The sequence below is a fragment of the Alistipes sp. An66 genome, from assembly GCF_002161445.1.
In the GTDB taxonomy this organism is placed as follows: domain Bacteria; phylum Bacteroidota; class Bacteroidia; order Bacteroidales; family Rikenellaceae; genus Alistipes; species Alistipes cottocaccae.
In genome coordinates this window covers 93,112-114,071 of record NZ_NFHT01000007.1, presented here as the reverse complement: position 1 = coordinate 114,071, position 20,960 = coordinate 93,112, and the positions used below count along the sequence as shown (strand labels likewise).

19 protein-coding genes and 1 tRNA gene are annotated in these 20,960 nt (G+C 61.3%); 16 read left to right on the top strand and 4 right to left on the bottom strand.

Annotation, left to right across the window (positions count from 1 at the left end; translation table 11 throughout):
* Nucleotides 1-30: 30 nt before the first annotated feature.
* A complete protein-coding gene (locus B5G16_RS06715) occupies nucleotides 31-579 on the top strand; it encodes an RNA polymerase sigma factor (protein ID WP_087262508.1) in 549 nt (182 codons plus the stop codon).
* A 5-nt stretch (nucleotides 580-584) separates the two neighbouring features.
* Nucleotides 585-2,003: a hypothetical protein gene (locus B5G16_RS06710; RefSeq protein WP_087262506.1), complete on the top strand. Its 1,419-nt coding sequence runs from the start codon at nucleotides 585-587 to the stop codon at nucleotides 2,001-2,003.
* A gap of 518 nt (nucleotides 2,004-2,521) precedes the next feature.
* Here B5G16_RS06710 and B5G16_RS06705 read toward each other — a convergent pair.
* Nucleotides 2,522-2,593 (bottom strand) — tRNA-Arg (locus B5G16_RS06705).
* Nucleotides 2,594-2,635: 42 nt separating this feature from the next.
* On the opposite strand from B5G16_RS06705, the gene B5G16_RS06700 reads away from it, so the two are divergent.
* The 6 genes from B5G16_RS06700 (at nucleotide 2,636) to B5G16_RS06675 (ending at nucleotide 7,548) form a co-directional block, all read left to right on the top strand.
* Nucleotides 2,636-3,265: a hypothetical protein gene (locus B5G16_RS06700; RefSeq protein WP_087262504.1), complete on the top strand. Its 630-nt coding sequence runs from the start codon at nucleotides 2,636-2,638 to the stop codon at nucleotides 3,263-3,265.
* 5 nt (nucleotides 3,266-3,270) lie between these two features.
* The gene (locus B5G16_RS06695) at nucleotides 3,271-3,867 is read left to right on the top strand and encodes a riboflavin synthase (RefSeq protein WP_087262501.1); all 597 of its coding nucleotides are present in this window, start codon (nucleotides 3,271-3,273) and stop codon (nucleotides 3,865-3,867) included.
* A gap of 10 nt (nucleotides 3,868-3,877) precedes the next feature.
* Nucleotides 3,878-4,942, top strand: a complete 1,065-nt coding sequence (locus B5G16_RS06690) for a sensor histidine kinase (protein WP_087262499.1) — start codon at nucleotides 3,878-3,880, stop codon at nucleotides 4,940-4,942.
* Between the two features lie 211 nt (nucleotides 4,943-5,153).
* A complete protein-coding gene (gene lgt, locus B5G16_RS06685; protein WP_087262497.1) occupies nucleotides 5,154-6,071 on the top strand; it encodes a prolipoprotein diacylglyceryl transferase in 918 nt (305 codons plus the stop codon).
* The gene (locus B5G16_RS06680) at nucleotides 6,068-7,057 is read left to right on the top strand and encodes a hypothetical protein (RefSeq protein WP_087262495.1); all 990 of its coding nucleotides are present in this window, start codon (nucleotides 6,068-6,070) and stop codon (nucleotides 7,055-7,057) included. The genes lgt and B5G16_RS06680 overlap by 4 nt, the downstream gene beginning before the upstream one ends.
* On the top strand, nucleotides 7,057-7,548 hold the full coding sequence (locus tag B5G16_RS06675; RefSeq protein WP_087262493.1) for a GtrA family protein: 492 nt from the start codon (nucleotides 7,057-7,059) through the stop codon (nucleotides 7,546-7,548). Before B5G16_RS06680 ends, B5G16_RS06675 begins: the two co-directional genes overlap by 1 nt.
* A 55-nt stretch (nucleotides 7,549-7,603) precedes the next feature.
* On the opposite strand, the gene uvrB is transcribed toward B5G16_RS06675, so the two are convergent.
* Nucleotides 7,604-9,667, bottom strand: a complete 2,064-nt coding sequence (uvrB, locus tag B5G16_RS06670; protein ID WP_087262491.1) for an excinuclease ABC subunit UvrB — start codon at nucleotides 9,665-9,667, stop codon at nucleotides 7,604-7,606.
* A 486-nt stretch (nucleotides 9,668-10,153) separates the two neighbouring features.
* On the opposite strand from uvrB, the gene B5G16_RS06665 reads away from it, so the two are divergent.
* From B5G16_RS06665 to B5G16_RS06635, 7 genes are all read left to right on the top strand, one after another.
* Nucleotides 10,154-10,363, top strand: a complete 210-nt coding sequence (locus B5G16_RS06665; RefSeq protein WP_087262489.1) for a hypothetical protein — start codon at nucleotides 10,154-10,156, stop codon at nucleotides 10,361-10,363.
* 17 nt (nucleotides 10,364-10,380) lie between these two features.
* Complete coding sequence (locus B5G16_RS06660; protein ID WP_143260845.1) at nucleotides 10,381-10,869, top strand: hypothetical protein; 489 nt, start codon at nucleotides 10,381-10,383, stop codon at nucleotides 10,867-10,869.
* 88 nt (nucleotides 10,870-10,957) lie between these two features.
* On the top strand, nucleotides 10,958-12,940 hold the full coding sequence (gene dnaG / locus B5G16_RS06655; protein WP_087262484.1) for a DNA primase: 1,983 nt from the start codon (nucleotides 10,958-10,960) through the stop codon (nucleotides 12,938-12,940).
* Between the two features lie 168 nt (nucleotides 12,941-13,108).
* The gene (smpB, locus tag B5G16_RS06650) at nucleotides 13,109-13,573 is read left to right on the top strand and encodes an SsrA-binding protein SmpB (RefSeq protein ID WP_087262482.1); all 465 of its coding nucleotides are present in this window, start codon (nucleotides 13,109-13,111) and stop codon (nucleotides 13,571-13,573) included.
* Nucleotides 13,570-14,346: an HAD hydrolase family protein gene (locus tag B5G16_RS06645; RefSeq protein ID WP_087262480.1), complete on the top strand. Its 777-nt coding sequence runs from the start codon at nucleotides 13,570-13,572 to the stop codon at nucleotides 14,344-14,346. The genes smpB and B5G16_RS06645 overlap by 4 nt, the downstream gene beginning before the upstream one ends.
* Nucleotides 14,347-14,458: 112 nt before the next feature.
* On the top strand, nucleotides 14,459-15,166 hold the full coding sequence (gene tsaB / locus B5G16_RS06640) for a tRNA (adenosine(37)-N6)-threonylcarbamoyltransferase complex dimerization subunit type 1 TsaB (RefSeq protein WP_087262478.1): 708 nt from the start codon (nucleotides 14,459-14,461) through the stop codon (nucleotides 15,164-15,166).
* Nucleotides 15,167-15,195: 29 nt separating this feature from the next.
* Nucleotides 15,196-15,804: a hypothetical protein gene (locus B5G16_RS06635; protein ID WP_087262476.1), complete on the top strand. Its 609-nt coding sequence runs from the start codon at nucleotides 15,196-15,198 to the stop codon at nucleotides 15,802-15,804.
* A 109-nt stretch (nucleotides 15,805-15,913) separates the two neighbouring features.
* On the opposite strand, the gene B5G16_RS06630 is transcribed toward B5G16_RS06635, so the two are convergent.
* Entirely contained in the window at nucleotides 15,914-18,529 is a 2,616-nt protein-coding gene (locus B5G16_RS06630; protein ID WP_087262474.1) for a glycoside hydrolase family 31 protein, read from the bottom strand.
* A 45-nt stretch (nucleotides 18,530-18,574) separates the two neighbouring features.
* Nucleotides 18,575-20,056 (bottom strand): DNA recombination protein RmuC, encoded by a 1,482-nt coding sequence (rmuC, locus tag B5G16_RS06625; RefSeq protein ID WP_143260844.1) that lies wholly within the window; start codon nucleotides 20,054-20,056, stop codon nucleotides 18,575-18,577.
* A 105-nt stretch (nucleotides 20,057-20,161) separates the two neighbouring features.
* Here rmuC and rpe point away from each other — a divergent pair, with 105 nt between their 5' ends.
* Entirely contained in the window at nucleotides 20,162-20,812 is a 651-nt protein-coding gene (gene rpe / locus B5G16_RS06620; RefSeq protein ID WP_087262472.1) for a ribulose-phosphate 3-epimerase, read from the top strand.
* Nucleotides 20,813-20,960 lie beyond the last annotated feature (148 nt).

Sequence of the window (20,960 nt, the reverse complement as noted above, 5' to 3'; positions counted from 1 at the left end):
GCGCATTTATAGGGTGAACTACCGATGCAAATGGAGGAACGCATACTGGCCGAAGGGTGCAGAAAGGGCGACAATGCGGCCCGGAAGGAGCTGTATGACCGCTACGCCGGCCGGTTGTTGGCGATCTGCATGCGCTATGTCGGGGAGCGTGCCACGGCCGAGGACCTGCTGCACGACGCCTTCCTCAAAATTTACGGCGCTTTCGACCGCTTCTCCTACCGCGGGGCCGGATCCCTGCGCGCCTGGATCGAACGCATCACCGTGAACGTAGCCCTCGAATGGCTCCGCAACCGCAACCGGCTCGGCGTCGTCGAACTCGACGAGGGGCGCGCCGCCGGAACGATCGCCGATCCCGATCCCGCGGAGGTGGCCCGCGTGCCGCACGACGTGCTCCTGCGCTTCGTCGGCGAACTGCCCGACGGTTACCGCGCGGTTTTCAACCTCTACTGCATCGAGGGACTCCCGCATCGGGAGATTGCCCAAATGCTGGGGATCAACGAGAAAAGTTCCTCCTCGCAGCTGTTCCGGGCCCGGAACATCCTGGCCCGCAGGATCAAGGATTATTTGAAGACGCATTGAAAACAATGAAACCGAATACCGATTGGACCGATGTCGTGCGGAACGCGCTGCGCGACGCCGAAGTCCCGCCCTCGGAAGGCGGGTGGGAGCGTCTGCAACGCGATCTCGACGCCCTGGAACCGGTCGTTTCGAAACCCCGGAAGAACGTATGGCGCATTTACGGACTGCGGATCGCCGCGGCTGCCGCTGTCGTATTGATCGGGCTCGTGGCGGGCGAGATTCTGCTGCGGCCGACGACGGAGTTGCGAGTGGATGGGAATGTTATCGCTTCGGCAGGGCCGGAGCCCGGCGCCGCGGTCGCCATACCCGGGGAGACGTCGCTGGCAGGGGAGTCGTCTGCGGATGACTTCCGGAAGAGCCTTGCGCAGAGCGTCGGCTTGCAGGCGGCCCTCTCCGCCGGCGGGGTCGGAAACCCGTCCCGGGGCGAGGCGCTGGCCGTCGCCGCGAAGACGCGCTCGGCAGAGGTCGGGCACGCTTCCGTCGCTGTGTTTGCCGCAGAGCCGTCCCGGGCTGCGGAACTTGGGGCGCAAAATGCCGCCGAGGTCCGGAGCACCGAGGAGTCGGCCGGGGTGTCGGGTCCGGTCCCGGAGACGGTCTCCGCGCATCGGGAGGAGGTGTCGTCGGCCGGGGACGGTGACGAACGGACCGCGATTTCGTCCGAGGTCGGGGAACGGCCCGGAACGGCCGCGGCGAAGAGCGCGGCGAAGGAACGGCGCACTCCCGGAACAACGACGGCGGATACTCGGACGGCGATGCCCGCCGAGGAACCCCTCCGCGCCCGCCGGCGGGCGCGGGCCGCATCCTCCCTGTCGCTCTTTGCCGCCGGTGGCATGACGGGCGCCGCCAACGGTTTACAGGCTGCGCCCGTGAGAAGTTACTCCGTGATAACCAATGACGCCGTTTCGCTCATCGGAAACGGAAACAACTTCTCGCCCATGCAGGAGCGCGATTACGACAAAAGTTCGTTCCGGCATCATCTGCCGTTGAGTTTCGGACTCTCCTTCCGCAGGGAGTTCGCTTACGGACTCTCGCTCGACTGCGGACTGAACTATACGCTGCTGCGTTCGGAGGTCCGGCTGCCGTACTCCTCGGAGGAGGTGGGCCAGACCCTCCATTTCATCGGCGTGCCGCTGCGTCTGAACTGGCAATTCGTCGAACGCGGCCCCTTCTCGGCCTATCTCGGCGGCGGCGGAATGGTCGAAAAGTGTGTCGCAGCCCGGTTGGGCTCCGAATTCGTCGGGGAGAAGGCCCTGCAATGGTCGCTGGCCGCGGCCCTCGGCGCCCAGTATCGGCTCGGAAACCACGTGGCACTCTATTTCGAACCGGAAGTCTCCTGTTATCTCACCGATACGGAACTGCGCACCTCGCGCACGGACACCTCGCCGACGCTTACCCTCCGTCTGGGCATGCGCTTCGCCTTCTGACCGGCGGGACCCCGTCCCGCAGCATCTCGCAGGCCCCCATCCGGGGGTTGCGGAACCGGCCCGGCTTCCGTCTTCACTCCCTCCCCGGATCCTCGTCCGGATTCCTGCGTGCGGGGCTTACGCTGTCGGGCGCGCGGGCTGCGGACCTTCGGAATCGTCGCATTTGCGCTCCCTCGGGTTTCGATTCGCTTCCGGGTGCGCTCCCGGCCTGTTTCGGACGATTTCTGGCCGCAGATTTGTCCCTGCGTCGCGGAAACCCTTCCAACAGAGACGCTTGTTGGAATGTGCTATTTTTACGATCAAAAATGGCATTTTTGTTGGCAGTAAAAAATTTGTTATTACTTTTGCAAAATAATAGGTAATCCGCACTTTTTGTTTCGGCTCGCAGGTGAAACGAAACCGAAAACGGGTGCGGCCCGTGCGTGAATGAAGTGGTCAGGAGGTGTTTTGATGGGCTGGAAAGGGGGGAGAGCGTAAAAAAATACCCCGCTGGAAGCCAGCGGGGCGGTGATTGGTTGTAGTCCCGACGGGAATCGAACCCATATCGTAAGAACCGGAATCTTATATTCTATCCATTGAACTACGGGACCGGGACTGCAAAGATGCAAAAAAAATTTTAATAAACGAAAAAAATGCGAGAAAAGCAGAATAATTGGCAGAGAATAGAGGCGGTGATCAAGTGGGCGAACATGTCAACCAACTATTTTGCGCGTTATATCGGATTGGCACGGGGCGAGAACCTCTACCAGATCAAACGTGGTAACAACGGTATTTCGCTCGACGTGGCGGACCGCATCGTTTCCAAATTCCCACAGATCGACAAACTCTGGCTCCTGACCGGCGAAGGACAAATGTTCGCCGACGAGCGTCTCCGCGGTTCGCAGATCCCCTTCTATGACGTCGACGTCGAACAGGGAATCGGCATCCTCGACCGACTGGAACCCTCCTCCAACCTGATCGTCCCCCCGGCCGGCGACTGCGACCTGGCCATGAGCTATGCCGGACGTGCCATGGGGGCCTGCCTGCCCCCGGGCACCGTCGTCCTGCTCAAAGCCGTCGACCGCGATGCAATTATTCCTGGTGAAGAATATGTGATTGTCAGCCAAAAAATTGTAACTTTGCGCATAGTTCGGGCCGCCGACGAGGAGGGAAAAGTCCGCCTGGTGGCCGGAGATCGGGATCATTATGACGATATTCTGTTGAATGTCAGCGATATAGTCTCGGTCTACAAAGTGAAGGGCAAATTGATAATCAACAGTTGACGCGTATGTTTTCAGGCATCGTGGAGTGTACGGCCGAGGTCGTGGCGATCCGGACGGACCGGCAGAACAAGGATTTTACGCTCCGGGCGGCGTTCGCCCGCGAGCTCAAAATCGATCAGAGCATAGCTCATAACGGCGTTTGTTTGACGGTGGTGGACATCGCCGGGGACACCTATACCGTCACGGCCATGAAGGAGACCCTCGACCGCAGCAACCTCGGACTGCTGCGCGTGGGCGACCTGGTCAACCTCGAACGCTCGATGAAACCCGACGCCCTGCTCGACGGACACATCGTCCAGGGACATGTCGACCAGACCGCCGTCTGCACCGCCCGCGAGGACGCCGACGGCAGTTGGTACTTCACCTTCCGCTACGAACCCCGCGGCGGCGGCCTCTGCACCGTGGAGAAGGGTTCCGTGGCCGTCAACGGCGTCAGCCTCACGGTCTGCGACCCCACGCCCGACTCGTTCCGCGTGGCCATCATCCCCTACACCTTCGAACACACCAACTTCTGCCGCATCGATGTCGGGACGGTCGTGAATCTCGAATTCGACATCATCGGCAAGTACATCGCCCGACTGATGCAAAACTACATGAAATAACCGAAGAAACATGGTACGCATTAAAACCAAGGAGGCGACCTCGGCCTGGATCGGTTTGCTGGCGGCCGCCATCGTTGCCGGACTCTTCGTCGGACTCCACATACACGGATATCCGGTCTGTTGGATTGCCGCGGTCATCATCGTGCTCTGCACCTTCTCGATCGTGACTTTCGTGGCGCTGTTCCTCATCCGCAAGTATGTCTCCTACAAACTCAAACCGATCTATTCGATCGTCCTCTCGCGCGACGTCCACACGAAGGAGATCCTCACCGAACTCAAAGATAAGAAGGTCGAGAACATCGGTGAGGAGCTGACCGCCTGGGCCGATACGAACGATCGCGAGATCGCACGCCTGAAAGAGGCCGAGCAGTTCCGCAAGCAGTACCTCGGGAATGTGGCCCATGAACTGAAAACCCCGATCTTCAACATCCAGGGCTATATCTCGACGCTGCTCGACGGCGGACTGGAGGACGAACTCATCAACCGCAAGTACCTCGAACGCGCCGAAAAGAGCATCGACCGCCTGATCAACATCGTCAACGACCTCGACACCATCTCGAAGCTCGAAAGCAGCATGAACAAACTCGACATGGAGAAGTTCGACGTCGTGGCTCTGGCCAAGGAGATCGCCGAACAGGCCGAGATCGAAGCCGACAAGAAGGGGATCAAGATCTCGGTCAAGGGGGCCGACAACCTCCCCTCGACCTTCTGGGTCGTGGCCGACAAACACTACATCGGTCAGGTCTTCGTCAACCTGATCATCAACTCGATCCGCTACGGCAAGGAGGGCGGTTCCACGCGGATCCGCTTCCGCGACATGCTGGACAAGATCCTCATCGAGGTCGAGGACAACGGCCTCGGTATCGGCAAGGAGGATCTGCCGCGCGTCTTCGAGCGCTTCTACCGCACGGACAAGGGACGTTCGCGCGAGCAGGGCGGGACGGGGCTCGGACTGGCCATCGTCAAGCACATCGTCGAGGCGCACGGCGAACGCATCACCGTGCGCAGCGAACCCGGCGTGGGCAGCACCTTCTCGTTCACGCTGAAAAAAGCCACTCCCCAGGAGATGAAATAAGAAGCACTCGGGCCGGGCCGGATTCAGCGGCCGGAGGGATGCGCAAAAACTTCCCCGGGGCTGCGAAAGAGAGACCCGGAGCCGCGAAAGAGTGATCCGGGGCCGCGACAGGTCCGAAACGGACCGGCGGATGGATTCGATCCCGCTGCCCGGTGTGGAGATACGGCCGACGGCCGGATAAAAACTTGAATGAATGATGCAGATACCATTTTTGATACAACCGCTTTCGATCGTCTGGAATTTCGATCCCGTGCTGTTCAGCATCGGGTCGTTCGAAATCCGTTATTACGGATTGATGTGGGCGCTGGCCATCCTCATCGGCGCGTGGTTCTTCGACAACTTCTGCAAACGCGAAGGGCTCCCCTCGAAGGTCTCCGAGTCGATCTTCGTCTACGGAACCATCGCCACGATCCTCGGAGCGCGTCTCGGCCACTGCCTCTTCTACGATCCCGTGGAGTATCTCTCGCAGCCCTGGACCATCATCACCGGATTCCGTGACGGCGGCATGGCCAGCCACGGCGCCGCCATCGGCCTGCTGATCGGCCTCTGGCTGTTCTCCCGCAAGAACAAACTGCCCTACGTCTGGTCGCTCGACCGCATCATGATCCCCGTGGGTATCGGCGGCGCTATCGTCCGCATGGGCAACCTCTTCAACTCCGAAATCTTCGGGCGCGCCACGTCGCTGCCGTGGGGCTTCGAGTTTGTCCGCTCGCACAAGTGGGTCGCCGAATATGCTCCGGCCGCCGTGCATCCCACGCAGATCTATGAGGCGATCTGCTATGTGGCAACCTTCGCCCTCCTCTGCTGGCTCTATTACCGCAAGGATACGGCCCGCCGTCATCCGGGCGTGTTGTTCGGAATCGGCCTGATCGGCGTCTTCCTCACGCGCTTCTTCATCGAATTCATCAAGACCGAGCAGGAGGCCTTCGAGATCGGCTGGGCGCTCGACATGGGACAATGGTTGAGTATCCCCTTCATCCTGCTGGGTGCATACATGATCTGGCGCGGCATGAAGAATCCGGAGGTGGCGGCGGCTCCGGCCCGTCATGCCGCAGCGACGGACGTTCCGAAAAAACAGCCCGCAGCAGGCTCCGCACCGAAATCGTTCCATAAAAAGAGAAGAAAATGAATGCCAATCCGATGACCGGGCAGGTCGGCAAACTCGTCGGCAATCTGCTGGCCGGGGGCGGGGCGGTTTTCCTGCCCGGGGTCGGCTCGCTGTATGTCGAACGTCGGGGCGCCCGGCGGATCGACCGGCGCCATGTCGTGCCGCCCTGCCGGACGGTGCTCTTCACCTCGCAGCAGCGCGGCCCGTCGCTGGTCGAGGAGATCGCCCGCGTCCTGCGGGTGAACGGCGTACAGCCGGAAAACCCGCTTCCCGAGGCGCAACAGGTCTACGACCGCTGGACGGCTGCCGCGCAGACCGACGGAACACTGACCGTGGAGGGCGTCGGGACGTTGCGGTTCAAAGATTTCAAACTGGACGAGGCGTTCGACCAAAGACTCAATCCCCAGGGGCATGCGCCGGTACGGGTTCGGGCGCCGAAGCGCTTCGATGCCGTGCTGTGGATCGGTATTGTGGCCATCGTCTGCGTGCTGGGCGGCACGGCCTACTGGTGGTTTGAAGACCGGGTGCGGGGCGTGGCCCCGGAGTCCGGGGCGGTGGCTGCGGAGAGTCCGCTCCTTCGGGGCGGGACCGATTCCGTGGCAGGAATCCCGGACGGGGAGATCCCGGTTGCGGAGCCTTCCGCAACGGATCGGAACGTGAACCCCTCCGAAACCTCCGGGTCCGGCAAATCGTCCGAATCCGGCGAAACGACGGGAACGGCTTCCCATACCCGGCCCGCAGTCCGCAACGGCGCCTCCTTCGAGCCTTCGCGGATGGTCTCCGGGCGCCATTATGTGGTTCTGGGCGTTTTCAGTACGGTGGAGAATGCCGAACGTGCGGCCCGTGATGCGGCGTCGAAGGATGTCGCCATCGCCTGCGGCATCTACCGTTTCGGCGCGAAATACATGGTCTCGCCCTTCGAATCCGATGATCCGGAGGCGTGCCGGCTCTTTATCCGTGCGCACGCCGACCGATTCCCCGGCATGTGGACCCATACCGCCCGCTGATGCGCCTTTCGGAGACGATAATCCGGCTGATCGACCTCTTTTACGTGCGGCCTGTCGCGGCATTGTTGCCCCGGCAGGTCTTCCGCTATGCCGCATGCGGAGGATTCACCTATCTGCTCTTCGACCCCCTCTGTTATGCCCTCTGCTACAACTGTCTGATCGGATACCGTTTCTTCGATCTCGGGTTCGTGGTCGTGTCGCCCCACATCGCGGCGATGATCCTCGTCTTCCCGTTCACCTTTTTCGTGGGATTCTGGCTCAACCGCCATGTGGCCTTCCGCCAGTCGCCCGTCGGCACCGGGACGCAGCTATTCCGCTACCTGCTGTCGATCGGCGGGTCCGTCCTGCTGACCTATGCCGGACTGAAATTCTTCGTCGAGGTGTGCGGCATCTGGCCTACGCCCGCGAAGGTCATCACCACGCTCGTCGTGACGGCGTACAGCTTCCTCGCCGCCAAGTACTTCACCTTCCGACACGCCGCCAGGGAGTAGGACGGTCGGGCCGGGGACGGGTCCGGAGCCGGGGACTGGGGGCCGGGACGGATGGCTATCGCCGGTTCTCTTCGCGCAGCTTCTGCAACTCGTACATCCGGTCGCGGAATTTCGCCGCCGCCAGGAAGTCCAGCGACTTGGCCGCCCGTTCCATGTCTGCGCGGGCCCGGTCGATCAGCTCGTCGAGATTCTCGCCCAGACCTGCGGCCGGTGTGCCGGCCGTATAGCCCTTCTGCACGTCGGCGGCCGTGGCGTAGTGATTCTCCGTGATGGGGTAGGCGACCGGGACGGAACCCTCCGCCGTTTCGCGTCCCGCCAGCAGGGCGCTCGGACCCGAACCGCTCTTCTGCGCCCGCCGCGGCAGCATCCCGTGCTCCATGTTGAAACGCACCTGTTTCTCGCGGCGGCGGTTGCTCTGCTCGATGGCGTAGCGCATCGACTCGGTGCAGGTGTCGGCGTAGAGGATCACGTTGCCCTGCGAGTGGCGGGCCGCACGTCCGGCGATCTGCGTCAGCGACCGCACGTTGCGCAGGAAGCCCTCCTTGTCGGCGTCCAGAATCGCCACCAGCGCCACCTCCGGGAGGTCCAGCCCCTCGCGCAGCAGGTTCACGCCCACCAGCACGTCGAACAGCCCGTTGCGGAGGTCCTCCAGGATCTGGATCCGTTCCAGCGTGTCGACGTCCGAGTGGATGTAGCGGTTGCGCACCCCCACGCGGTCGAAGTATTTCGAGAGCTCCTCGGCCATCCGTTTGGTGATGGTCGTCACGAGCACCTTGTCGTCGTTCTTCACCCGTTTGTCGATCTCCTCGATCAGGTCGTCGATCTGGTTCAGCGTCACCCGCACCTCCAACGGCGGGTCCACCAGCCCCGTCGGGCGGATCAGCTGCTCGGCGACAACCCCTTCGCTCTTCATCAGCTCCCAGTCGGCCGGCGTCGCGCTCACGTAGATCGACGTCCCCTGCAACTGCTCGAACTCCGCGAAGGTCAGCGGACGGTTGTCCTTCGCCGCCGGGAGCCGGAAGCCGTACTCCACGAGGTTCTCCTTCCGGGCGCGGTCGCCGCCGAACATCGCGTGGACCTGCGGCAGCGTCACGTGGCTCTCGTCCACGACCAGCAGGTAGTCCTTCGGGAAGTAGTCCAGCAGGCAGAAGGGCCGCGTTCCGGCGGCGCGTCCGTCGAAGTAGCGCGAGTAGTTCTCGATCCCCGGGCAGTAGCCCAGCTCCTTGATCATTTCCAGGTCGTACTCCACGCGCTGCTTGATCCGCTGCGCCTCGACCATGCGCCCCGACTGCTCGAAGAACTCGATCTGCCTGCCCAGGTCGAGGTAGATCTGCTGCACGGCCGTGTTGATGCGCTCCTTGGTTGTCACGAAGAGGTTCGTCGGGTAGAGCGTCAGCGAGTCGAGCGTCTGGATGCGCTGGCCCGTCACGGGGTCGATCGACTGGATGGCCTCGATCTCGTTGTCGAAGAACATCACCCGGAAGCACTGGTTCCCGAACTCGCCGAAGGCCGCCATGATGTCCACCGTGTCGCCGTTGACGCGGAACGTCGCCGGTTCCAGCTCGCGCTCCGTGCGGGTGTAGAGCGCCTCGACCAACTTGTAGAGGAAGTGCTTGTAGCTGACAACCTGCCCCACCTCGATGCGGATCGCCGTGGCGTGGAAATCCGCCGGGTTGCCCGCACCGTAGAGGCACGAGACGCTCGACACGACCACCACGTCGCGCCGCCCCGAGAGGAGCGTTGCCACGGTTTGCAGACGCATCTTTTCGATCTCGGCGTTGATCGAGAGGTCCTTTTCGATATAGGTGTCCGTCGACGGGAGGTAGGCCTCCGGCTGATAGTAGTCGTAGTAGGAGACGAAGTACTCGACGGCATTCTCCGGGAAGAAGTTCCGGAATTCGCCGTAGAGCTGCGCCGCGAGGGTCTTGTTGTGGCTCAACACGAGCGTCGGGCGGTTCAGCTGCGCGATGACGTTCGCCACCGTGAAGGTCTTGCCCGAGCCCGTGACGCCTAACAGCACGTTGTGCTTCGAGCCGTGGCGGATCGAGCCGACAAGCTGCGCGATCGCCTCCGGCTGGTCGCCCATCGGGGCGTAGTCCGATACGAGTTTGAAGTCCATGACGCAAAGATACGGATAAAATGAAACAGTTTTCAATTTCATACCGCTTTTCTGCGCTCCGCTGTAGTTACCCGCCGCCTTCGGCGTCGTCTATAAATCTGACCCACCCCCAAACCCCCGCCTCGGCGGGGGCTTTATTGCTTGGTCTCGGGATTTACTCCGCTATGCGGCCTTGCATATTGAAAACAATTTTCTACCTTTGTCTCACTATCCGTGGGGTAGTGACATTTTGAGTTTAGTGAAAGTGTTTCGCTGATCCTTGGCAATAAAATTTGGCGATTTTACGAATACAGGGAGAGCAATACAGACACTCATCACCGTGTATAGAAGCCTGTCGTTCGATGGGCACTATTCGGTGTGGGGTATTGTTTATTTGTATTCGGGCCACGCCAAATGCCTATTGCCAGATAAACGAACGACTCCACACTTTCTTTTTATGATGGATACTGCGCGGAGTCGGCAGTACGCATTCAAAAAGATTTTGTCATGTTGACATTGCATGAGGCTATTGCCGTTGTTTTGCGGGAAGGTGCAAAAACGTCCCGCGAACTTGCCGATGAGATCAACCGTCGGAATTTGTATCGGAGAAAGGATGGACGGCCTCTTCCGGCGAATCAAGTGTCGGCCCGGATCAGGGCCTATGGTGCTCTGTTTGAGAGAAAGGGTAAAATGATCTTCTTGAGTCAGGCTTTATGAATTGGCGGAGAATTGTCATGTCCGTTGTCGGCTTGTTGGCGTGTGTCGCCTGCGACAGGTTTGAACCTCGGGAGCATGTCTCTGAAATAGAAGACATCATTCGATATAAAAGTGCCATCGGCTCTTTGTGCGATCATTATGATATCGATACCCGCATATTGGGAAACCTGCTCATGCGTATCGATCAGCAGACTCATTGCGAAACCTACTGGAAACGAATGGAGTATATCCGGTTGTTCAAGATCGAGGAGTATTTCCCGAAAAAATCGGAAAATCAATATCTTTCGATTTTGAATGGACTTATGGACCAATACCGGGATGCGGAAATCGTGTTGGGCCCGATTGAGAAGAATTATCGAAATGGGTTGAGTTCATACTATACCGTTGAGGACCGTATGAGCGGCATGAAATACTATATCGAATATCGGCATTCGATATGGTGGAAATCAGGAACTTTGAACATCGTCTCCAAGAAAGACAAAATCAATGCGATCGTTACTCCATGACAGGCTGAGGGCATATTGTGGCGGGTGATGGATATTTTTAATCCGCAATCGCTACGCTTTCGGCCGATTATTCGTACCTTTGTGAGCTATGATCGACCGCGAAACAGTAGACCGCATCTACGCCGCCGCCAATATCGTCGATATCGTCGGCGACTACGTCACGCTCAAACGCAAGGGCGTGAACTATGTCGCCTGCTGTCCGTTCCACAACGAAAAGACCCCGTCGTTCGTCGTTTCCCCCTCGAAGGGCCTCTACAAGTGCTTCGGATGCGGGAAGGGCGGCAATGCCGTCACCTTCGTCATGGAACAGGAGGCCGTGAGCTACCCCGAGGCCCTCAAAATCGTCGCCAAGCGCTACGGCATCGAGGTCCGCGAGGAGGCCCTCTCCGACGAAGAGCTCCGCCGCAACGACGACCGCGAGTCGATGTTCGCCCTCAACGGCTGGGCTGCGGAGTATTTTGCCAATTTCCTCCACCGCGACAGCGAGGGAATCAACGTCGGGCTCTCCTATTTCCGTCAGAAACGCGGGCTCACCGAGGCCACGATCCGGAAGTTCGGACTCGGATTCTGCCCCTCGAAGGGCGACCGCATGACGCAGGACGCCCTTACGGCCGGCTACAAGCAGGAGTTCCTCCTCTCGACGGGTCTCTCGCTGGTGAGCGACCGCAACGGCGGGCTCTACGACCGCTTCCGCGACCGCGTGATCTTCCCCGTGCACAACATCTCGGGCCGCATCGTCGCTTTCGGAGGCCGCACGCTCCGCACCGACAAGCAGGTCGCCAAGTACCAGAACTCCCCCGAGAGCGAGATTTACAGCAAGAAACGCGAGCTCTACGGGCTCTATTTCGCCAAGCGGGCCATCCAGCAGCAGGATTTCGCCATCCTGGTCGAGGGGTACCTCGACGTGATCTCCATGCACCAGGCCGGGATCGAGAATGTTGTCGCCTCCTCCGGAACGTCGCTCACCACGGAGCAGATCCGGCTGCTGGGGCGCTTCACGAAGAACATCACCGTCATCTACGACGGCGACTCGGCCGGCATCCACGCCTCGCTGCGCGGTATCGACATGATCCTCAAAGAGGGGATGAACGTCCGCGTGGTGCTGCTGCCCGAACCCGAGGATCCCGATTCGTTCGCCCGCAGCCACTCCGCCGCCGAGGTTCGGGACTACATCCGCGACAACGAACGCGACTTCCTCGATTTCAAGGCCCGGCTGCTGTTGAAGGATGCCCAGGGCGACCCGATCCGCAAGGCCGCGCTGATCGGCGACATGGTGCAGTCCATCGCGCAGATCCCCGATCCGATCCAGCGGTCGGTCTACATCAAGGAGTGTGCGCGGATCATGGACATCGACGAGCAGATTCTCATCGCCGAGGTTGCGCGCAAGCGCCTTACCTCCTCCGGAGACCGCGAAACGGACGACTTCCTGCGCCGTCAGGCCGCGGCACGGCAGCGGGAGAGCGAGGCGCCCGCACGTCCCGAGGCGGAGTATGCCCCGAAGGTCGAGGCCGGCAGCAGCTTCGAGGCGCTGGAACGCGAAATCGTCAAGTATCTCCTCAAATACGGACACTGTTCGTTCGACTTCAAGGAGGGCGTCGCGATGGTGGCGTGCAATGTCGCCGAGGTGATCTTCGCGGAGTTGAGCGACGATCAGATCGTCTTCCGCAATCCGGTCTATGCCAAGATCATGGCCGCCTACCGCGAACAGTGGGAGCAGCTCGGAACCGGCGTCGAGGTCCCGGCCTACGTCTTCCTCAACCACATCGATCCCGAGGTCTGCAACCGGTCGGTCGACATCCTCACGTCGGACGACAACTACGTCGCCAGCGAACTCTGGAAACGCAAGGAGGTGCACGTCGAGAGCGAGGCCGAAATGCTGGCCGTGGGCGTCCCGAAGGCCGTCACGCTCTACAAGTCGAAGGTCATCGAGTCGCTGATCCGCGAGTTGCAGGAGCGGCTCGCCGGCGAGGCGCTCTCCGAAGAGGAGGAGTCCGACATCGTCCAGCGGCTCAACAACTACAACCGCGTGAAGGTGGCCATCGCGCGTAAACTCCAACGTCTGATTCTATGAAAAAGGGGGCGGGTCTCGGGTCGTACACGCATCACTGCGCGTACCGTGTGCAAACAGAAAATAAACAGAAAGATGTGTAAAACATATCGAAGATAAAAGAATAAGTTACCTTGACCGATTCCCACCCCCGCGAATGGTTTTCGCAATTTGTATGCCGTTTTTGCGTATATGAGTGAACAAAAGAAGATAAATATCCGGAACAAGCGCGCGACGTTCGACTATGAGATTCTCGAAGAGTTCGTTGCGGGCATCGTACTCGTCGGAACGGAGATCAAGTCGATCCGTGCGGGCAAGGCCTCGATGGTGGATTCGTTCTGCTACTTCGACAAGGGCGAACTGTGGATCCGCGGCATCAACATCGCCGAATATGCCTGGGGTACCTGCAACAACCACGTCCCGCGCCGCGACCGCAAACTGCTGCTCACGGCCCGCGAGCTGGACAAACTCCGCCGCGCCTCGCAGGACCGGGGCCTGACGATCGTCGGATTGCGCCTGTTCCTCAACGACCGCGGCCTGGCGAAGGTCGTCGTCGGACTGGCCCGCGGCCGCAAGTCCTACGACAAGCGCGAGTACCTCAAAGAGAACGATGCCCGCCGCGAAATGGACCAGGCGATGAAAAACTTCCGCCGATGATCCGCGCCCTGTTCCTCGATGTCGACGGAACGCTCATCAGCTTCCGGACCCACGAGGTGCCGGCGTCGGCACTCGATGCCCTGCGCCGGGCCCACGGCCGCGGCGTGCGGCTCTTCATCGCTACGGGACGCGCCGTCGGTGACCTCGCCGGATTGGAAGAGATCCCCTACGACGGGGTCGTGGCCCTCAATGGCGCCGATTGCCTGATGCGCGACGGCGAGGTCGTGGCCCGGCACCTGATTCCGCGTGCGGAGTTCGAGCAGGCGATGGCCCTCTCCGCGGAGATGGATTTTCCGGTCGGGCTGGAACTCAACGACGGCATCTTCGTCAACCGCGTGACGCCCGTCGTCGAGGAGGTCGCCCGCCTGGTGGCCCATCCGGTTCCCGAGGTGGTCGACCTGCGGCGCCTGTTCGACCGCGGCGACTGCTGCCAGATGTGCTTCTATGTCGATCCGGAGCTCGAAAAACGGGTCATGGCCCGGCTGCCCTCGATGGTGGCCACGCGCTGGTGCCCGATCTTCACGGACGTCAACCTCCGCGGCATCGACAAGGCGACCGGCATGGCGGAGTTTGCGGAACGTTTCGGCCTCGGCGCCGCGGAGACGATGGCCTTCGGCGACGGCGGAAACGACGTCCCGATGCTGCGGGCCGCCGGGATCGGCGTGGCCATGGGCGGGGCGTGCGACGAGGCGCTGCGGGCCGCCGACTGGGTGACGGCAACGGTCGACGACGACGGCATCCGCCGGGCGTTGGAACACTTCGGGGTGATCTGACACCGGGCCGGAGGTGGGAGGGGAGAGAAAAGGAGAGAAAGGGAGAGAAAGGGAGAGAGAAGGAGCGAGAACGCGGATCCGAAAATGGAAAATTAAGTAAATGTAGTAAGATATGTCATTGATTCTCTGTATTGAAACCGGCACGGACGTCTGTTCCGTGGGAATTGCCCGCGACGGCGAGCTGCTGTCGCTGCGCGAGAGCGACGAGGGGCGCGACCACGCCCGCAAGGTCGGCGTCTTCGTCGACGAACTGCTGCGCGAAACGGGCATCGCTCCCGACGATCTGGATGCCGTGGCCGTCGGCAAGGGGCCCGGTTCCTACACCGGGCTGCGCATCGGCGTGTCGTTTGCCAAAGGTCTCTGCTACGGGTTGCAGAAACCCCTGCTGGCCGTCGGATCGCTCGATGCGCTGGTCGAAGTGGCCCGCGAGGACTACGAGGCGGGGATTCTCGCCGTCGATGACTGGCAGCACGCCCGGCTCTGTCCGATGGTCGACGCCCGCCGCATGGAGGTCTATGCCCAGGTGTTCGACTCCCAGGGCACACCGCTGACCGATGTCTCCGCCGAGGTGGTTTCGGAGGAGAGTTTTGCCGCTTATCGTCAGGCGGGTGAACCGTTCGTGATCTTCGGAAGCGGCGCCCGGAAGTGTGCCGACCTGCTCGCGGGTGCGACGTTCGTCGAGGTGACGCCTTCGGCCCGCGGACTGGCCCGGCTGGCCCAGCAGGCCCTCGACGAGGGGCGCACGGAGGATATCGCCTATTTCGAACCCTTCTATTTGAAGGATTTCGTCGTCACGACTTCGAAGAAGAAACTCTTCTGACGGGCGGTCGTGATTCCCGGGGCATCGAGATGAGTGACGAGGAGTTGATCGGGGCGTTGGACGATCGTTGGCAGGAGCATTTCGCCGACGGGATGGCCCGCAGGGTGTGTGAGGCGGGGGCCGTCGGCGTGTTGTATAGGATTGCCGCCGGGTTGCCCGGGGAGGACAAGGATTCCGGGGAGTCCGGAGGAACCGGAAAGACCGGCTTGTCCCGGGGAATCGGGGCGTTGCCGAACCCCGTGCGGCACAAGATCCGCTTTCGGGCCGCCTATGTGTTGGACCGCCTCTATTTTACGGCTCCGGAGCACTTCATGCCCCATGCGGAGCCGTTTTGCCGGCGGGATTTCCCGGCATGCGGGGATCCGAGCGCACGGCGCCATTTTGCAAAGATCATGGCCGACCTGCTGCGCCGGGTGCATCCCGATCCGGATGTGTTGGAGCGCATTGCGGGGGCGGCGGCCGAATGGGCGGTCGATCCGGCGGCGAAGGTGGCCGTGCGGGTTTGGTCCGTGGAGGTGTTGAAGCGCTGCCGCGGAAGGGTGACGTGGGTCGACGAGATCTGGGACGACCTTTTGGAGACCCAGGCGCTGACGGCCTCGCCCGGCATCGAAAGCCGCCTGCGCAGGAGTTGGCGGTAGCTTTCGCTTGCTATTTTCCGAAGCCCGTAATGTTGCATCTCCGGGTTGGAAAATGCAATTCCCCCGTCTTTCACGGACGGGGGAATTGCATTTGTTGTCGGAGAAAGGATTATTCTTCCTTGCCGAGCTGCCGGTGCAGCTTCTCCTTGAAAGCCGGGCCGAGAATCTCCATCTTGTCGGTCGTCTCGAACATTTTGTTCCGCATCTCGTCGAACTGCGGGATCAGTTCGAAGGCCAGTTCCGGACGTTCGAGGATGAAGTTCGCGCACTGCGAAACCCGGAGGTACTCCTGCGGCAGCAGCTTGTAGGTCTCGCCGAACCTGCCCTGTTCGAGTTTGAACTCCACGGTGAGGTCCTGGCAGCGTTTGAAGATTCCGCTCTTGCCGTAGAGCTCCTCCTGCATCGGAAGCGCCCTTTCGTCGAGGATCAGCTCCACGACAAGCGGCCGGTCGCAGGCGTGCGGCTCCGTGTAGACGATCGGTGCCAGCGTATAGGCTTCGTAGGTCCATGTGCCGGCCTGCGGGAATCGTGCGTAGGGGATCTCTTTCCCGTCGACCGTCACGCGTTGCGGCGGGAAGGTCGCCGGAAAGCGCAGTTCGTAGCTGCGGCTTGCCGGAGCTCCGGCATAGCTGCCCTCGCGGGCGGCGATCTCGGCGCGGATGAGATTCCCGCTCTGGCGCTTGGTGATGTGCGTCGTGGCGAACTCTTCGTCGTAGCGCTGGCTGATGCCGTCGTCCTCGTAGTGGCGGAGTTCTCCGTCGCCGCCCGGAATGAAGGTCAGCACGAGCGTGTCGCACGGATGTTGGAGGTTCTGGACATGCGCCGGGTTCATCGGCAGAATGGCGCCGGCACGCACGTACCACGGCGTTTCGGCAATCGTATACCGGAGCGTGCGGCTCATGCCCCCGTCGTACATCGCTCCCGTGGCGCAGTCGTACCAGCGGCCTTCCGGGAACCAGACTTTCCGTTCGGCGAGGCCCGAAAGCGAATCCGCCGGGCCGGTGATCGCCGTCGCGAGTATGTCGTTGCCGAAGAAGTGCTGCTCCGGTGCGTTGTAGGCCTCGTCGAGCTCGGGATATTCGTAATACATCGGGCGGCAGATACCTATGCCGGTGTCGAAGTTCTCACGCGCCGCATTGTAGATGTAGGGCGCCAGCGTGTAGCGCAGACGGATGGCGTCGCGCATGTAGAACATGTGGTCGGGAAAGGCCCAGATGTAGCGTTCGATGCGCGGGTCTTTCGTGGAATGGGTCTTGAAGATCGGGGTGAAGATGCCGTATTGGAGCCAGCGCGTATAGAGTTCGGGATCCGTGGCCGGCTGGTCCTTGTGGAACATGTGGCCGCCGATGTCGTGCCCCCAGTAGCCGTAGTCGACGTTCGAAGCCGTGGCGGTGAAGTAGGGCAGGTAGGCAAGGGTCGCCCATGTGGCGTAGGTGTCGCCCGAGAAGGCCAGCGGATAACGGTGCGACCCCAGACCGCCCCAACGGTGGTAGATGAACGGACGCTGGTCGGGACAGCTCTCTTCGGCATGGCGGAAGAAGGTGTGGTTCAGCCAGAAGGTGTTCGAGAGTCCGGGTGTGAACTTCGATTCGCGCCACTGCTGCCAGTCGAGCCACCAGAAATCGACCCCTTCCTTCTCCATCGGTGCCAGTACGGTTTGGAAGTAGACGTCGGCCCACTTCTTTTCGTCGATGTGGAAGGGGACGCTCTTGTCCTTTTCCGTCCAGCCGTAGGCGCGGGTGAAATCCTCGTAGACATCCTCGTAGGGCTGGATGCCCGATGCCGGGTGGAGGTTGAGAGCCACCTTCAACCCCTCGTTTTCGGTCCATTGCAGAAAGTTGGCCGGCGAGGGGAACAACTCCTTCTGCCAGGTATAGCCGGTCCATCCGATCCGCTGTCCGTATTCATCGGTCGGGGCGTTGTTTTTGCGCAGGCTCCAGGTTTCATGCCAGTCCATGTCGACGATCAGCACGTCGAGCGGCACGTCCATAGATCGTAGCTTGGAGACCAGATCCCGGAACTCGTCGTCCGAATATTGCCAATAGCGGCTCCACCAGTATCCGAAGGTGTATTTCGGAGGCAGCGGCGCCCGGCCGGCAACCAGCTGGAAATCGGCGAGCGCCTGCTTGTAGTCGTGTCCGTAGGCGAAGAGGTAGAGATCCTGCCGTTCGCCCTCCGGACGCGGCGCCACCCACTCCTTCCAGTGCGAATCGTCGGCGACGAGCAGGTGACGACGGCTGTCGTCCACTACAGCCCATCCCGAACGGGAGAGGATGCCCTGCTCCATCGGCTCACGCCCGAGTTTGTTGCCGTCGCATCCGTCCAGCGTGCGGGTCGTGCCCATGAGGTTTTGCGGATCCTCCATACCGGGCGTCCAGGTGACATCCTTCCCGTTGAGGCGGAAGACGACTTTCAGGTTCTCGGGCGTGAATTTCCCGTTTTTGCCGTAGGTGAGCGTAAGTGCCGACGTCGTGATGGTCAGCTTTGAACGGCTCTCCCGCACGCGGAACTCCGGAACGGGCGTCGTGCGGTTGATGAAGGTGAGCGTCGCGCGATCCTCGAATACGCCGTCTTCGCTCCACTCCATGCGGACGAGCTGCGGAGTGAGAACTGTGAAACGGGCGTTTCCGGAGGTGACGACTGCTTGTGGATCGGCTTTCGGATGGGCGGCCGAGACCGGTAGTAGAAAGGTCAGGGTTGCCAACAGGACTGCGATGTTTTTCATTGATTTGGATGTAGTTTGAGATATGGAATTTGTCTGGATGAATGTTCAGTCGGTTGGGGTGCCGGATTCCGAAGTTCCCGTCGGGACATCTGCCCGGCTGCCGCTCCCGTCGGGTGCGGGCGTCTCCTCCGGTATCTCGGCCGGGGCTTCCTCTACGGTGTCGCTGCCGGCGAGTTCGAGCGTGCGGGGCGCATGCTGCCGCTTGGTTTGCAGGCGCGCCGTACGGCGCAGGCGCTCGCCCACGCGGATGATGTTGTCGTTGCCCGTGCAGAGCCGTTTGTAGGCGTCCTCGTAAGCATCGCGGGCCTTGCCGAGCGCCGTGCCGACCCCTTCGAGCGACGAGGTGAAGGCCACCAGCTGTTCGTAGAGTTTCAGCCCGCAGGCGGCGATCTCCTTGGTGTTCTTGTCCTGATCGTTGTATTTCCAGAGGTCCGCGACGAGTTTCAGCAGCGCGAAGAGGTTCGTCGGCGACGAGACGATCACCTTCCGTTCATAGGCGTCGGACCAGATCTTCGGGTCGCTTTGCAGTGCCGCCAGGAAGGCCGGCTCGTTCGGTACGAACATGATGACGAAATCCGGCGAGTTCAGCCGACGCTGGTACTCCTTGCGTCCGAGTTCGATGACGTGCTGGCGCACCGACGCCACGTGTGCCGCCATGTGCCGCTGCCGCTCCTCGGCGGTTTCGGCCGCCGTGTAGTTCACGAAGGCCGTGAGCGAAACCTTCGAGTCGATGACGATATCCTTCTTTTCGGGCAGATGCAGCACCACGTCCGGACGCAGGTTGCGGCCCTCGTCGTCCTTGATGTTGTACTGCGTCTCGTAGTGGATGCCTTTCGAGAGCGACGAACTGTCGAGGATCGTCTCCAACAGCATCTCGCCCCAGTCGCCCTGCACCTTCGAGTTGCCTTTCAGCGCGTCGGTCAGGTTCCGGGCGTCGGCCGAGATGTGCTGGTTCAGCTCCATGAGGCGTTTGAGCTCGTTTTTCAGCTCGCCGCGCTGTTCGTTCTCGTGGGAGTAGATGCGCTCGACCCGTTCGCGGAACTCGGTGATGTTCTCGCGGAAGGGTTTCAGCAGGAGGTCCAGCGACTCCTTGTTCGTCTGCTTGAACTCCCGCGACTGCTCGCCGAGGATCTCCGTGGCGAGGTTTTTGAATTCCAGGCGAAAACGCTCCTCCAACTTTTCGCGTGCGGCGCGCTCGGCGTCGCGCTCCTCGGCGTTCTTCGTCCGCAGGGCGTCGATCTCCGAGGCCGACGAGGCCCGCAGGGCGGCCAGCTCGGTCTGTGTGCGGAGGTGCTCTTCGCGCAGCGCCCGCAATTCGGTCTGCGCTCCGTCACGGGCCTGACGGGTCTCCGTGAGGAGGGTTTCGGTGGCGGCAAGGCGCTGGCCCAGGTCGGTCTGCGAGGCTTCGGCACTCTCTTTTTCGCTCCGCAGACGGGCCGTCTCGCGGCGCAGGGCGACGGCTACGGCGGCAAGTGTCGCGACGGCTGCGCCGAGCAGGACGATGATTAGAATGGCGGTCGTATTCATATTTTGCAAAGATAGGATTTTCTGCCGAATTTTTATTATCTTTGTTTAAAAATGAAACCCGAGAGGTTTGAATTTGAAACCCTGGGAGTATAAAATCGAAAATCCATGCAGCGCATAGTAGCTCCTTCGATGCTTTCGGCCGACTTCGGTCATCTGGACCGCGATACGCGGATGATCGACCGCAGCGCGGCCGAATGGGTCCACATCGACGTCATGGACGGCGTCTTCGTCCCCAATATCTCGTTCGGATTCCCCGTGATGAAGCCCATCCGGAAGGCGACGTCGAAGTTCCTCGACGTGCATCTGATGATCGTCGAGCCCGAGAAGTATGTCGCGCGGTTCGTCGAGGCCGGGGCCGATCTGGTGACCTTCCACCTCGAAGCCACCGCCGATCCCGATGGGTGCATCGCCCGCATCCGCGGGGCCGGAGCGAAGGTCGGCGTCTCGATCAAGCCCGCCACGCCGGTCGAGGCGCTCCGCGAGGTGCTTCCGAAGGTCGACCTGGTGCTGGTGATGAGCGTCGAGCCGGGATTCGGCGGGCAGTCGTTTATCCCCGGGTCGCTCGACAAGATCCGCGAGCTGCGGGCGCTGGTTTCGGAGCTCGGGTTGGAGACAATCATCGAGGTCGACGGCGGTATTTCGGCAGCCAATGCCCGTGAGGTATTCGATGCCGGGGCCGAGGTTCTGGTGGCCGGGAGCGCCGTCTTCAAGGCTGCGGATCCCGAGGCCGAGATCCGGCGCATCCTCGAAGCGTAACGTCCCGACGCCGGTCGGTCGTGAAAGCGTCCGGAAAGGGGCGCTTTTTGCACGGCGGTGGCAAAATACCGGGAAAAAGCGAAGACACCGCTTCCTGCAATGGTGGATTTTCCTGTAAAAACGTTACCTTTGCGGTGTTTTCCGGAAC

What these genes read in the sequence shown, in the direction of transcription:
- B5G16_RS06715 (WP_087262508.1), top strand. Translation starts at nt 31, where the DNA reads ATGGAGGAACGCATACTGGCCGAAGGGTGCAGAAAGGGCGACAATGCG.
- B5G16_RS06710 (WP_087262506.1), top strand. Translation starts at nt 585, where the DNA reads ATGAAACCGAATACCGATTGGACCGATGTCGTGCGGAACGCGCTGCGC.
- B5G16_RS06700 (WP_087262504.1), top strand. Translation starts at nt 2,636, where the DNA reads ATGCGAGAAAAGCAGAATAATTGGCAGAGAATAGAGGCGGTGATCAAG.
- B5G16_RS06695 (WP_087262501.1), top strand. Translation starts at nt 3,271, where the DNA reads ATGTTTTCAGGCATCGTGGAGTGTACGGCCGAGGTCGTGGCGATCCGG.
- B5G16_RS06690 (WP_087262499.1), top strand. Translation starts at nt 3,878, where the DNA reads ATGGTACGCATTAAAACCAAGGAGGCGACCTCGGCCTGGATCGGTTTG.
- B5G16_RS06680 (WP_087262495.1), top strand. Translation starts at nt 6,068, where the DNA reads ATGAATGCCAATCCGATGACCGGGCAGGTCGGCAAACTCGTCGGCAAT.
- B5G16_RS06675 (WP_087262493.1), top strand. Translation starts at nt 7,057, where the DNA reads ATGCGCCTTTCGGAGACGATAATCCGGCTGATCGACCTCTTTTACGTG.
- uvrB (WP_087262491.1), bottom strand. Translation starts at nt 9,667, where the DNA reads ATGGACTTCAAACTCGTATCGGACTACGCCCCGATGGGCGACCAGCCG.
- B5G16_RS06665 (WP_087262489.1), top strand. Translation starts at nt 10,154, where the DNA reads ATGTTGACATTGCATGAGGCTATTGCCGTTGTTTTGCGGGAAGGTGCA.
- B5G16_RS06660 (WP_143260845.1), top strand. Translation starts at nt 10,381, where the DNA reads ATGTCCGTTGTCGGCTTGTTGGCGTGTGTCGCCTGCGACAGGTTTGAA.
- dnaG (WP_087262484.1), top strand. Translation starts at nt 10,958, where the DNA reads ATGATCGACCGCGAAACAGTAGACCGCATCTACGCCGCCGCCAATATC.
- smpB (WP_087262482.1), top strand. Translation starts at nt 13,109, where the DNA reads ATGAGTGAACAAAAGAAGATAAATATCCGGAACAAGCGCGCGACGTTC.
- B5G16_RS06645 (WP_087262480.1), top strand. Translation starts at nt 13,570, where the DNA reads ATGATCCGCGCCCTGTTCCTCGATGTCGACGGAACGCTCATCAGCTTC.
- tsaB (WP_087262478.1), top strand. Translation starts at nt 14,459, where the DNA reads ATGTCATTGATTCTCTGTATTGAAACCGGCACGGACGTCTGTTCCGTG.
- B5G16_RS06635 (WP_087262476.1), top strand. Translation starts at nt 15,196, where the DNA reads ATGAGTGACGAGGAGTTGATCGGGGCGTTGGACGATCGTTGGCAGGAG.
- B5G16_RS06630 (WP_087262474.1), bottom strand. Translation starts at nt 18,529, where the DNA reads ATGAAAAACATCGCAGTCCTGTTGGCAACCCTGACCTTTCTACTACCG.
- rmuC (WP_143260844.1), bottom strand. Translation starts at nt 20,056, where the DNA reads ATGAATACGACCGCCATTCTAATCATCGTCCTGCTCGGCGCAGCCGTC.
- rpe (WP_087262472.1), top strand. Translation starts at nt 20,162, where the DNA reads ATGCAGCGCATAGTAGCTCCTTCGATGCTTTCGGCCGACTTCGGTCAT.